Below are 12,834 nucleotides of genomic sequence, written 5' to 3'. Positions count from 1 at the left end.
TGTAGGTGCTTTGTAGCAACGTTCAACGAGTAATAATTAACGTTTAAGTTAATTGTTAGAAAAAGGTCACTTCGGTGGCCTTTTTTAATGCCTGCAATTTACGTTATGTGAAGGTGGCGCTCTTACCTTAGGTGTAGGTGCTTTGTAGCAACGTTCAACGAGTAATAATTAACGTTTAAGTTAATTGTTAGAAAAAGGTCACTTCGGTGACCTTTTTTAATGCCTGTAGATAAGTTAGCGAGTAGCTCTATGTGAGTTTAAACGCCGTAGCTTGGGTTGAGTTTTTTGAAACTCCAGCCAAGCTAAGGGGCTGTTTAAAATCTATTTGTCATTTAGGTTCTTTTAATTTCGAAATTAACTCAATAATGAAATTTTTGGGTGTTTCAGAATAGTTATTCACTTCCATTACTTTCAGTACATTTTCCCAGTCAGCTACCTTATTGGAATTAATTCCTTCTAAAATGGCTTGAGTGACAATTGGCGGTTCACTTAAGGCATTCTGAGAATTAAGCGAATTGATAAATTGGTCCAAGTCGCTTGCCTCATAAGTATCAACGACCATCCTTAGTGTTTTATTGTTGTACATCTCAAAATACTCGAAACCAAATTCATTAGTTATTACGAAAGCATTTCTATCATCTATCCTAATTGCATTTACTTTATTACCACGAGTATAAAAAGATTTTATGGTAATCATAACCGATTGCTTTATGAGGGTATTCATTTCTTCTGGCGTGGTTATATTGCAATTAACATCATCAGGTGTAACAGATAGGCTCTCTTTAATTATTTCAAAAACAGTATCCGGGAATGGTGGTGGAAATTTTTCCTCAGCGCTTTGTGAGAGTAATGAGTTGAAAAAGAGTGTTTGAGATTTAGAATCATCTTCATCATCACCTTCATCCCGATCCATTATGATTAAGCTTGGGGAGTTATTGCCATAAAAAGCACTATATTCTACGTTTTCTGTAACAATAATGGGTACTTCAAAGCCATTCATTAGAATTTTTTCAATAGCCATTAATTTACTCGTGGAGTAGTCACCCCAAACTAAATTGGCATTATTTTTCGCTTTTAGGACACTTTTAAGTTCATGGCATTGAGCTTTATAGTCATTTGCCATTGCAATAGTAGGAAAAATAATTAGTAGCTTTAGGATTAAATTGCAAAGTTTCATGTATTTCTTCTATTTTTTAATTTTTATATAGCATTGATAATGGTTGTATTTTGATCTTATATGCACTGTAAAGCAACTCTGAAGGTGTTATTTTGGGTACGGTTGTTGCAGTTACGTGTCCGCCATTTATTTCTTAAGCTTTTTCTGTGCGCGCTTTTGTTCTGCTTTTCTAACGTGTTTGCTGATCCATTTGGTCATTTTTGCCATTAATGCTGGCGGGAAGTCATGGCCCATACCATTTACTATCTTTAGTTTTGCTTTGCGAATTTGTTGAGCGGTTTTCTTTCCGGCAGCGACTGGCATGACAGGGTCTAAACTGCCGTGTATAACGAGGGTGCGAGCTTTAATTTTAGGCATTAAATGTTGCTGGCAATCACTAGCGGCAATGGCTGCAAGTTGACGGTTAAAGCCTTGTGGGTTGTATGCTCTATCAAATCCTAATGTGGCTTGTTTACGCAAAGCTTGTTCATTTTGGGGATACGCTGGACTGCCAATTAATTGATTAAGCTTTATATTATAATGTATAGCACCATCACGACTGAACTGACGCGAACGGTGTCTTGCCAGCTGTAAAAATAGTTTTAAGCTAGACGCCGACAGCTTAGGTTTGCTTGAGCTTGACATAATAGAGGTTAAACTTAAAACCTTCTTTTTATGCTGTGCGGCAATCAATTGCGCAATCATTCCTCCCATTGATGCACCCACTAAATGTGCTTTTTTGATTTTTAAGGCGGCCATTAATTCTAATACATCATTTGCCATATCATCTAACGTATATGGAATATGGGTTTTAATAGGTAAACGTTTACTTAGCCAGATTTTGAATAGGTTAGGGCTACCAAACTGCTCTAGTTGGCTTGAAAGTCCGACATCGCGGTTGTCAAAACGGATTACTCTAAAACCTTTAGCTACCAGACCTAAGTATAATTCATCAGGCCATACCGTGAGCTGCGCACCTAGACCCATAATTAAAATAATAACAGGAGCAGTTTTATTACCTGTGTCTTGGTAGTTTATAGTAATTCCACTACGTGTTTTTATTGTAAGCATACTCGACATTTAACATGTTCTGACTCTACGCTTTTTAGTATAGTCATATTAGCCTAAAGGGTCATCGCATCTATTATGAACTTTTATGGTCATAGCATCGCTCGTATACTGAATATAGTTTTACAGGGTTCAAACACAACTGAAGGGAAATATATGTTTAGGTGGTTGTTTATTTTATTTTTTTTGACTGGTTGTACAATTCACAAAGCACCCATTAATCAAACGCGTGTTAGCAAAAGTACGGTTGTACCGCCAGTGACATCGAACACACCCAAAACAATAGGTGTTATCTCTATTATCGGCGATGCGTTACAGTGCGAGCACACAGGGCTTACCGTATTTAATAACGAGGAGCAACGCTATTTACTGCCAGCAGCATTAAATGAACAGTTTGTGCAATATGCTGTGACGCAATTCGCTACAGATGATGTGGTGCTCAAGCCATTGAATCGGGAGGCGCTATCTTTTATCAATGATGAAGTCGGTGTATCTCAATTTAGTAATATAAAGCTTAAAAAGCACACAGAGATTGAGCTATTACTCGTGCTTAGCGGCACGTTTGAGTATCGCTCAAAGGATGGTTACTACGCAGATGATAACGCACTTAACACTAATGCTAAGGGAACTTTATACCAACTATCATCGGGTGAAATTATTTCAGAGGCAGAACATTACCAATATGATTTAAAAAAGCAGTTTAGTTGTACGTTAGACGCATTTCCTGACAATGATGAGCTTTATGAGTTAATCAAAAAAGCGGGAACAGAGTCTCAGGAAGTTGTGGTGAAAACGCTTATTCAATCGCTTTCACCGAAGCAAAGCCCTAATTAACTAGGGCTTATGAATTAATGTTGCTTTGCGTATTGCTCCGCTTTTTTCCAAACGCGAAGCGTATTACCGCTTAAAATCTTTTTAATATCACTATCGCTGTAGCCTCTATCCATCAAACCCTGTACTAGGTTCGGATAAGTGGACACATCCTTTAAGCCAATAGGCAGCGAGTCACCTACACCATCATAATCAGAGCCAATGCCTACATAATCGATACCAATTAACTCAACAACGTGATCAATATGATCAAGTACTTGCTCAAGGCTGGCAAATGGGAATGGGTTTTTAGCACGGTACATCGCATCAAAATCTTTGCTTAACTTAGTACCTTGCTTTTTCGCGGCGTCTTTTTTGTCATTTAATTGATCGTACCAATTACGTGAGCTTGAGGTAACAAAGCTTGAACCAAAGTTTATCTGAATAACACCGCCGTTTTCTTTAAGCGCTAATAACATCTTGTCATCCATATTGCGCTCAAAACCAGGTGTGTACTTTCGCAATGATGAATGTGATGCAATAACAGGAGTTTTCGACAGCGCCATTACTTGGTAAAACGCATCATCAGAAATATGCGATACATCAATCAACATGCCGATGTTATTCATCTCTTTTATCAGCTCTTTACCAAACGGGCTTAAGCCTTTCCATTTACGGCGGATATCATACGATGAGTCAGATATATGATTGCTTTGAGAGTGAGCTAGCGTGATATAGCGTACACCACGATCAAAAAAGTGCTTCAGATTTTTCATGTCACCTTCAATAGGCGAGCCGTTCTCCATGCCCATTGCGATTGATATTTTCTTATCTTTAAACTGTTGTTCTATATCACTTATAGAGTCAGCAATAGCAAACTTATCAGGGGCGCGCTGTGCAATCGCCTCCATGCCATCTATTAATTGGTTCGCTAATTGATAGCTTTTGCCTTTACCTTCAAACTCTAAATGAGCAGGAATATAAATCGACATAAACGGGGCATTCAAGCCTCCTTCAACCGCGCGTGGGTAGTCAAAGTCACCGCCATCAGTGGCTTTAGTTACATCAGCCCACTTTGCATGAATACGGTAAGGAACATCAATATGGGTATCGATTAAAATGGTATCTTGCGTGAGTTTGACAGCTTTATCTGAAGGGGTGGCCGTCGTTGCTTGTGCCCCTGCAACGGTGAGTACGATGGCGCTAAGTGCTAAACGTAATTTCATGTTCTAACCTGTTTTATTATAATAATGCTAATGATTGTAACAACAATCGATTCGTCCTGCCTACTATCCGTTTATCCTCTTTTTTAGCCATTAATCACTTATTACCCTTCGGTATCAAGTGTAATCGTTATAGTTCTGGTCAACAAAGACTCAGTATGCATCTAAGGCGTACTGCAATTTAAGGGACATCACTATGCAATTTACTATCAACAATAAGCAGTGCAAACTATCTTTTAAACCAATCTTAGCAACATTATTATTGGGTTTTTCATCATTCGGTTACGCCAATGAAATAGGTAAAACCGATTCAGTGCTTCAATTCCATGAGGGTTTTTCTGTTGACTTTCAAACAGCCAAAATTAAAGACGTGTTTGATGGTAAAGGTGTTGGTATTAATTACCAAGCTTCATTAGGCGAACTTTCAGAAGACCAGCTCAATGGTAAGGTTGATCTTTATGGGCGCTTGCAGCATCAAATAAATGAAGAGGGTGGCAAATCTAATTTAACTCAAACCGAAATCACCTTAGGGGTTAATTGGGCATATTCAGACAAAGCACATTTTTATATTGAAAGTGCATTAATGAAGCAGCAACTCGATATTAATAATCACGTAGGCTCTCAAACATTTGATATAACTCGTGTGGGTGGCAAATATAATTTTTATAAGGATTTTGTGCTGAATACGGCACTAGAGCATCGCGATGCGTTAAAAAGTGAGACTGGTTATAAGTTCGCACTGGAAACAACGAAAGCAAAATATGCCTTATTTAGCGCGGGTTACCTAAGTGTTGGCGATAATCAATCAATGTTTTTTACTGTGGTATCAAAATTTTGAGTAGTAACTTAATCGGTCTTGGGTACAATACTGAGTATTATCAAAGGAGTGTACCCATGCGAAGTTATTGGTTTTGCCAGTTGTTGGTTTTTACTTGTATTGTGCTTATAAACTATAGCTTAGGAGTTGCGATATTAAATACAGCATCAGAGCACCATGCTAATTTGCTTTTAAGGACTATCTCGCATGCATCTGTATTTGTGTTATTGACCCATTTTATCCTTTACACCTTAGGTAACCGGTTGTGTGGTAAGTTAAAAATAGCACGACTCAATATTTTTTTGCTAAGTGCATTATCTATTCCGTTAGCATTAATACAGACTCTGAATGTAGTTTATTTTACGCCTTTCATTTTACCTGAGAGTGCTTCGAGTATGAGCATACAAATGTATGGAGAAGCAGCGGTAGATTTAAATGAGCAACAGTTTACCGGAGTGTTCTCAAGCTTTTTTAATGCGTTAGTAATGAGTTTAATATGGAGTGGTTGTTACTTAGCTGTAGTATCGCGAAGAGAAAAAAAACTTATTATGAGTCAGCTGAAAGAGCAGCAACTTGAAAACCTTAAAAATCAAATCAATCCTCATTTTTTATTCAATACCTTAAACTCAATTCGTGGCATGATTTACCAAGATCAAGATAAAGCCGCTGATATTGTTACCCAGCTTTCTGAGCTATTTAGATATAACCTCACCACAGACTTACAAACCCACGTCAATTTTGAACAAGAGTGGACGGTATGCGAACATTATTTGGCGATTGAAAAAGTACGGTTTGGTAAACGGCTTTTAGTCACAATGCAGTGTGATGACGCGTTAAAAAAAGTTGTATTACCGAGTATGGCTTTATTAACTTTAATCGAAAACGCCACAAAGCACGGCATTGCCCATTTAGTAGAGGGTGGAGAAATAAAAGTAGATGTAGTGAGAACAAGGGAAACAGTCACGATTACAGTGAGTAACCCTTTTGATGAAACGAAACTTAAATCCGGCACCAAATTGGGGTTACAGAATATTCAATCAAGACTTGAGCTGATGTTTGCGCAGCATGGTAAGTTGCTCATTAAAAAACAGAGCGGACAGTTTAATGCAACTTTGGAGGTACCCTATGCAACATAATAAGCCGACCATAACAGCATTAATAGTTGATGATGAGCTACTTGCTCGAAATGAGTTAGCTCGGTTATTAAAACCCTATAAACACATAGATATAATCGATGAGGCAGAAAATATTAGCCATGCTTATGAATTAATAAAAAAGCATAAGCCTGATGTTGTTTTTCTTGATATTGAAATGCCGGGCGGCACAGGTATTGAACTTGCAGAGCAGCTAGCAGGTGAGACTAATATAATATTTTGCACGGCGTATAACGAGTTTGCTGTAGATGCCTTTAGCCTTAATGCCGTTGATTATTTACTAAAGCCTATTGTAAAAGACCGTTTAGAAGGCACCTTAGCAAAGCTGGAAGGGCAGCTGACACAGCGCCCAGTTAGTTACTTAGAAGATAACTTTAAATTGATGGTTAAATTTTCAGAGAACATGAAAATTATCCAATTGGCAGATATTTTAAGGTTTGAAAGTATTGGTAATCATGCAGCGATTTTTACTGCTTTCGGGAAGGCCTATATTCATAGCTCTTTAACTAAAATTGAAGCTCGCTTAAACCCAGATTACTTTTTACGAGCAAGCCGCAGTGACATAATACGACTAGATGCGATAATTGAGCTTGAAGAAACTATAAATTATGGACTATTGGCAAAGCTCAGTAATGGTGCACAAGTTGAAATATCTCGTCGTCAAGCAAGTAAGTTGAAGCAACAATTGAGCTTTAATCTATAGCTATTGTTGCAAATGTTGCTCTTCACTTTGCATGGCTTTGAATTCGTTTTTCGAGATAATGGTGACCGACTCGTGTAGCTCAGAGAAAAACACCATCGCATCGCCATTTTTTAATTGCTGGTGAACTTGCGCCACTTTACTTTCAATACTGAACTCTTGCTCACCGTAATCGGTGCCTTCGCGTAAAACGTAACTTTCAATTAAGTTATACAGTGTATCTTTATCGAGTTGCTGGTGTGGAATGATCATAACTGCTCTTTATTAACTAGCTGATTAAAATACTCTGGCACGATTTGCTCTAACCAATAAATAGGTTTAAACGGGTTGTTACCTGATATAAAGCCGACGTGGCCGCCTTTGTCAGAGATGCGCAGCGTAACATGCTCACTCACATCTTGCCTACTCGGAACTGCTTTGATAGATAACATGGGGTCATCTTTGGCATGTACAACCAATGTAGGTGTGCTTATTTGCTTTAAGTAGGGTTTAGCGCTGGCTTGTTGGTAATAATCTTCTGCACCGTCAAAGCCATGTAGAGGGGCAGTTAGTTGATCGTCAAATTGCCATAAGTCATCAATCTTCATTAACTGCTCTGGCGTTAAATCGATTTGCTGCTTAATTTGCGGTAATTTACGGCGCATGGATTTTTTCATCCGATCGAGTAAATACTTTTGGTAAATTTTACCTAGGCTTTTACGAATAACTTGGCACGATGGTGATAAATCATAAGGGGCAGATACAACGGCTGCGCCGTCAAGTAAACAGTCATCACCTTGTTCACCAACATACTTAGCCAGTACATTACCACCTAATGAAAAGCCGACCGCAACCATTGCACGATTTTGAAACTGCTGCTTTAGGTGCTTAACTAAAAAATCAAGATCGCCTGTTTCGCCGCTATGATAAGCGCGAGGTAATTTATTAGCCTGTGTTGAACAATTGCGAAAGTGCATAAGCACCACTTGATAGCCTTGCTTTTTTAACGCCTTCATCATGCCTTTGGCGTAAAAGCTATTGATGTTGCCTTCAAGCCCATGCAGCACAATGGCAAGCGGGGCTAAATCATTTTTTGGTAATGACCATGCAAGCTCTAAAAAGTCGCCATCTGGGGTATCAAGTAGTTCTAATTGGTAACGTGTATGATGAAACGGCCTAAAAAAACGCGGTATGATAGTTTGCACATGACGGTTTTGCATCCACCATGCTGGGTTAAAATGTGAAAGCATTTTTGTTAACTGTTCAGCTAATCGAGGGGTTAGTGTAACAAATTTTTTGTAATAAAAAGCCCCTAATCAAACAAGTTGATAGGGGCTTTGCGCGTCGTGCTTAATGTGGTTGGTTAAGAGTGTCATCGTCGTGTACTTTTTTAATAAAAAAATACACAAAGAAAAGGCATAAACTAATAACAACACCTAAAAAACCAAATGATAAAAATAGTACTGGGTCGCTAAAAAAATCTCTAAAGAATACGTCCATAACCGCCTCCTAATGTCTATGGGTTAATCATAGGCTGGATTTACAGAGCTTGATATGATCCAGATCAAGCTATTTTTCTCATTACAAAAAGAGCCGTAAAGAAGTTGATTTGGATCAAAATTGCCAAGAGAAGTTAGCGAGTTTGCAAGGAAAAAGCTTAAAGTTACAAGGTAATGAATTACTGTAGGTCGTCATTTATGGCGACAATTTTTGCAGAAAGTTTGCTGAGCTAAATCACGACTTTGTTTTCCTCAAAAGCGTAGCGCCTCTAAACCTCTTTGTGAGGAAGTCATTGCAAGATTTTTTGCACAAAGAGAACAGAGTGAGAAGTAAATGAGGGAAGTGCAAACTTATTTGCAGCAACAACTGGTTTCTCTTGCAAGATATGACTACTCGTAGGAAATGGCTTTAGCCATGAATTATGTCGTTATTACTATTAACGCGCTAAAGCACGACCTACATGAGCGCTTTTACAAATAAAAGCTTGTGTTATTTGGCGTGCCGCACGGTGCTAGCGCAAAGCTATTAATTTTGGTTATTAACATCTGTTGTTGTTGTTTCTCGAGCTTGAGCTCAGTACTGAGTAGCTCTTTACGAATAGCTGCGTAATCTGCAATCTCTGTTTGATTGGTTTTTAGGTAGGCGCGGGTAGCACGTAGTGGGATTAATACCTGCTGGTCAAATTCACTAATCGATAGTTCAAGTTCGTTTAGCTGTGCTTGGCTAATTGCTAGATTGAGAGAATCTAGGTAATACAGTAACAAGCACAGGTTTACGTTTTTACCTTGTTGGTTTTGATAATCCAACAGGCGCGTTTGCATGTCACCTTTGCTATAAAGGTCACAGGCAAATTGCCAAAAGTCATCGCTGTTAAGCAAGTTCATCGGCAAACGCTTGTTCTTTTTCTTCCATCTCTTCAAGGGCCATGAGTAGCTCTTCTTCGATGTCGTTTACTTTAGGTGTTAATGTTGCTTGTTTGCTAATTAACTCTTTTAATTTGGCCTTGTTGTCATCGTTATAAAGCGCGTTATCGCCCAATGCAACTTCCACTTCGCTAAGTTCTGCTGAGTGTTTATCGAGTTGCTTTTCTAGTTTTTCAATCTGCTTTTTAAGGGGCTGAATTGATTTTCTAAACTCTGCTTCTAAGCGCTTTTGCTCTTTACGGTTAACTTGCGAGTTTACTTTTGGTTCGTCATCAGTTTGCCCAACCTTAGCGGCTTCTTTATTGGCATTGAGTAGCCATTGATAATACTCATCTAAGTCATAGCCAAATTGCGTGACTTCGCCATTATCAACCAAGTAATATTCATCAGCGGTGTTTTTTAGCATGTGGCGATCATGCGATACGGTAACCATCGCGCCTTCAAAACCTTGCAATGCCATCACTAAAGCGTGGCGCATTTCTAAATCAAGGTGGTTTGTTGGCTCATCCAGAAGCAGTAAGTTAGGTTTTTGATAGACCAGCATAGCTAAAACCAGGCGGGCTTTTTCACCCCCTGAGAATGGGGCAACTGGCTCAAGAGCTTTGTCGCCTATAAACGCAAAACCGCCTAAAAAGTCACGCAGTGATTGCTCGCTGGCTTTTGGGTTTAAGCGCTGTATATGTGTAACGGCACTGGCTTTTAAATCTAAAGATTCCAATTGATGCTGCGCAAAGTAGCCTATGTTCAAACCTTGATGCTGAAATACTTCACCGGCTTGTGGCTGTAGTTCGCCAGCTAGGAGTTTAATTAAGGTCGATTTACCCGCGCCGTTACGCCCAAGTAATGCAATGCGACTACCGGGTACTAAGTTAAGTTTTATGCTATCTAAAATAGTGATATCGCCATAACCTGCTTTGGCTTTATCAAGTGTCATCAGCGGATTAGGTAAAGCAATTGGCTCAGCAAATTCAAAATCAAACGGCGAGTCGGCATGCGCTGGGGCAAGTTTTTCCATCCGTTCAAGGGCTTTAACCCGACTTTGTGCTTGTTTAGCTTTACTGGCTTTAGCTTTAAAACGCGTAATAAATTGCTCAAGGTGGGCTATTTGCTCTTGTTGTTTTTCAAACATGGCTTGTTGTTGTAATAAACGCTCGGCTTTTTGGCGCTCAAATTGCGAGTAATGGCCTTTATATACGTTAATTTTTTGCTGATCGATATGCCAAATTTGATCAACCACCGCATCTAAAAATTCACGGTCATGAGAGATCAATACAAGCGTGCCGGTGTAAGCACGTAAAAAGCGTTCTAGCCAATATACGGCATCTAAGTCTAAGTGGTTAGTTGGCTCATCCAGCAGTAGTAAGTCGGCATCGCGAATAAGAGCTTGGGCTAGGTTTAAACGCATACGCCAACCACCTGAAAATGCACTTACTGGGTTTTCAATTTGGTTATTGGCAAACCCTAAACCGTGCAGCAGCTCGCCTGCTTTAGATTCAATGCTGTAACCTTTAATGTTCTCAAGCTGAATATGCACCTTGGCTTGGGTATCGCCATCGTTATTTTGCTCAGCCTCGCGCAGAGCAATACGCAATGCATAATAATCAGGGTGGCCTTGTAGTACGTAATCAATAGCGCTTATTTCAAGTGCTGGGGTTTCTTGTTTTACCGACGAAATAGACCAATCTTTGGGAATAGTGTAATTACCCGCATCTAATGAAAGCTCTGATTTTAATAAGCTAAATAAGGTCGACTTACCGCAGCCATTAGCGCCTACTAAGCCTACTTTATGCTCTGGAAATAAGGTTGCTGAGGCATCTTTTAACAGTGCTTTACCACCACGTAGGAGTTCTATTTCTGAGATTTGGATCATGAATACGTTACTTTACTGTGCCCTGATTTAATTGCCTACATCATAACACGGATCGACTTATGGTTATCAATCGTATCTTTATTAGGATAAAATGGCAGCAGCTAAACTGTGGAGAGACGGTGTGAAACAGAGAAAACGATTTATTGCGGGCGCAACGTGTCCTGAATGTAAAACCATGGATATGATGATGCTATATAAAGAGCATGACGTTGAAAAGGTAGAGTGTGTCCAGTGCGGTCATAAAATGACGCAACCAGAGCAAGCTGTGCAAGCATCAACACGCCAATTCGAACAAGTTATTGGCGTGTTTAAGCCGGGTGATTAACCGCCTGCATTAATAATGCGGTGGTGGTGGCTCAGGCATATTTGACATCATAGATGTCGATGATTGTGATTCTTTAATTTTTTCCGCCAGTAGCTCTGTTTGACGCTTCATTTTAGCCAACAGCTGCTGGTGAGCTTTTATTTCATCATTTAAAATATCAATGGTTTCGTCTTGAAAGGCGACTTTAGCCTCAAGTTCCATTAAGCGATTTTCAATTGTGTTCATTAGCTTCTCGTATAGTAAAGCGCTCAGCGATTCCGCTGGAGCTCTCGGTTAACAACGCAGTGTCGTCATCAGTAAAAGCGACATCAAGCACCACCGCTGATTTAGGCTTACTGCCTTCGCGCGGGGTGACACGCCAACTCTGAATTTTTTCACCATCGGCAATTTTCCATAAATCAACCAAACGGTTCGGTGAGCCCGTTAGTAACAAGGTTGCTTGTTCGTTAAACCTAACTGCAGTAAAAATTTTCTGACGGGCAATATACTTTAGTTTACTAACAAGATCACCTGTTGTCAGCTGCCATACATGTGCTTGTGCCATACTGTCAGCGGTAAAGGCGTAGCGACCCTGTGGATCAAGGGCTACTTGCGTTACGCGGTTGGGGTGATTAAAACGGTGGATAACTTGGCCGCTTTGCGTATCCCAAAAGTACGCAACATAATCATTTGAGCCACTTAATGCAAAACGGCCATTGGGTGCTAGATCAACCACGTTAATTTTTTCTTGGTGGCCAAGGAACTCAATGCGCCTACCGGTCTCTAAGTTGAGATAAACAACAACATTGTCGCTGCGGCCATATAAAACACTGCGACCTTGATTGCTAATAGCGATATCGCGAATGGTGGCGGTTTTTATTTTGTAATAACCAACGTTGTCACCGGTGTTTATATCCCATACGGCAAAGGTGGTTTTTTCAGCGGTAACAGCATGGCTATTATCAAAGGCTATGGCAACAGTATGTACTAGGCTGTCTTGGTCTTGTTGCTGAAACCATTGATATTTTAAAACCTGCTGTTGATTATCCCAAAGAGCGACCCCATGGTGTATAGATGAGATTAGGCTATATCGGCCATCATGAGAAAGGGCAGAGGCAAACGCGCCTCGAGCTGCATGCTCATAGCTGGCAGTCGCTTGTTCTTTTTGTTCTGAGCAGGCAATTAATAAAGTGCAGCACAGAAGATACAAAAAAGTACGAAATATCGACATATTACAGGTATTTCCCCTTAACTCTTATTGATTGAGAGGTTAGACTAGGACGCGATAAAGGTCGAGGTCGTTTATCTAATGATTTGAAATTGGCTTTTT

General features: G+C 39.7%; 14 protein-coding genes. 5 read left to right on the top strand and 9 right to left on the bottom strand.

What is annotated here, in order from left to right; all coding sequences use genetic code 11:
- Positions 1 to 328 precede the first annotated feature (328 nt).
- A complete protein-coding gene (locus ACHUE3_RS16775) occupies positions 329 to 1,177 on the bottom strand; it encodes a hypothetical protein (protein ID WP_394193483.1) in 849 nt (282 codons plus the stop codon).
- A 126-nt stretch (positions 1,178 to 1,303) separates the two neighbouring features.
- The gene (locus ACHUE3_RS16770; protein WP_394193482.1) at positions 1,304 to 2,227 is read right to left on the bottom strand and encodes an alpha/beta fold hydrolase; all 924 of its coding nucleotides are present in this window, start codon (positions 2,225 to 2,227) and stop codon (positions 1,304 to 1,306) included.
- 153 nt (positions 2,228 to 2,380) lie between these two features.
- On the opposite strand from ACHUE3_RS16770, the gene ACHUE3_RS16765 reads away from it, so the two are divergent.
- A complete protein-coding gene (locus tag ACHUE3_RS16765) occupies positions 2,381 to 3,058 on the top strand; it encodes a hypothetical protein (protein WP_394193481.1) in 678 nt (225 codons plus the stop codon).
- Between the two features lie 14 nt (positions 3,059 to 3,072).
- On the opposite strand, the gene ACHUE3_RS16760 is transcribed toward ACHUE3_RS16765, so the two are convergent.
- Positions 3,073 to 4,260, bottom strand: coding sequence for a dipeptidase (locus ACHUE3_RS16760; protein ID WP_394193480.1), 1,188 nt, complete (start codon positions 4,258 to 4,260; stop codon positions 3,073 to 3,075).
- Between the two features lie 193 nt (positions 4,261 to 4,453).
- Here ACHUE3_RS16760 and ACHUE3_RS16755 point away from each other — a divergent pair, with 193 nt between their 5' ends.
- From ACHUE3_RS16755 to ACHUE3_RS16745, 3 genes are read left to right on the top strand one after another with little or no spacing between them, the layout of a single operon-like run.
- Entirely contained in the window at positions 4,454 to 5,095 is a 642-nt protein-coding gene (locus tag ACHUE3_RS16755) for a hypothetical protein (protein WP_394193479.1), read from the top strand.
- A 56-nt stretch (positions 5,096 to 5,151) separates the two neighbouring features.
- Positions 5,152 to 6,210, top strand: a complete 1,059-nt coding sequence (locus ACHUE3_RS16750; RefSeq protein ID WP_394193478.1) for a sensor histidine kinase — start codon at positions 5,152 to 5,154, stop codon at positions 6,208 to 6,210.
- Positions 6,200 to 6,931, top strand: coding sequence for a LytR/AlgR family response regulator transcription factor (locus tag ACHUE3_RS16745; RefSeq protein ID WP_394193477.1), 732 nt, complete (start codon positions 6,200 to 6,202; stop codon positions 6,929 to 6,931). The genes ACHUE3_RS16750 and ACHUE3_RS16745 overlap by 11 nt, the downstream gene beginning before the upstream one ends.
- Here the strand turns inward: ACHUE3_RS16745 and ACHUE3_RS16740 are convergent, their stop codons facing one another.
- From ACHUE3_RS16740 to ACHUE3_RS16725, 4 genes are all read right to left on the bottom strand, one after another.
- Positions 6,932 to 7,180 carry a YheU family protein gene (locus ACHUE3_RS16740; RefSeq protein WP_394193476.1) on the bottom strand — a complete coding sequence of 83 codons (249 nt, stop codon included), beginning with the start codon at positions 7,178 to 7,180 and terminating at the stop codon, positions 6,932 to 6,934. It abuts the gene before it with no gap.
- Positions 7,177 to 8,157 (bottom strand): hydrolase, encoded by a 981-nt coding sequence (locus ACHUE3_RS16735; RefSeq protein WP_394193475.1) that lies wholly within the window; start codon positions 8,155 to 8,157, stop codon positions 7,177 to 7,179. The genes ACHUE3_RS16740 and ACHUE3_RS16735 overlap by 4 nt, the downstream gene beginning before the upstream one ends.
- A gap of 720 nt (positions 8,158 to 8,877) precedes the next feature.
- Positions 8,878 to 9,291: a TIGR02444 family protein gene (locus tag ACHUE3_RS16730; protein WP_394193474.1), complete on the bottom strand. Its 414-nt coding sequence runs from the start codon at positions 9,289 to 9,291 to the stop codon at positions 8,878 to 8,880.
- Positions 9,278 to 11,200, bottom strand: a complete 1,923-nt coding sequence (locus ACHUE3_RS16725; protein WP_394193473.1) for an ATP-binding cassette domain-containing protein — start codon at positions 11,198 to 11,200, stop codon at positions 9,278 to 9,280. The genes ACHUE3_RS16730 and ACHUE3_RS16725 overlap by 14 nt, the downstream gene beginning before the upstream one ends.
- Positions 11,201 to 11,321: 121 nt before the next feature.
- On the opposite strand from ACHUE3_RS16725, the gene ACHUE3_RS16720 reads away from it, so the two are divergent.
- Entirely contained in the window at positions 11,322 to 11,525 is a 204-nt protein-coding gene (locus ACHUE3_RS16720) for a YheV family putative zinc ribbon protein (protein ID WP_087532624.1), read from the top strand.
- A gap of 9 nt (positions 11,526 to 11,534) precedes the next feature.
- Here ACHUE3_RS16720 and ACHUE3_RS16715 read toward each other — a convergent pair whose 3' ends face one another.
- Entirely contained in the window at positions 11,535 to 11,750 is a 216-nt protein-coding gene (locus ACHUE3_RS16715) for a SlyX family protein (RefSeq protein ID WP_394193472.1), read from the bottom strand.
- A complete protein-coding gene (locus tag ACHUE3_RS16710) occupies positions 11,737 to 12,735 on the bottom strand; it encodes a WD40 repeat domain-containing protein (RefSeq protein WP_394193471.1) in 999 nt (332 codons plus the stop codon). Before ACHUE3_RS16710 ends, ACHUE3_RS16715 begins: the two co-directional genes overlap by 14 nt.
- Positions 12,736 to 12,834: the final 99 nt, after the last annotated feature.

This window comes from Pseudoalteromonas atlantica, from assembly GCF_043641955.1.
GTDB classification, from domain to species: domain Bacteria; phylum Pseudomonadota; class Gammaproteobacteria; order Enterobacterales; family Alteromonadaceae; genus Pseudoalteromonas; species Pseudoalteromonas atlantica_A.
This window is presented reverse-complemented; position numbering and strand designations above follow the sequence as displayed.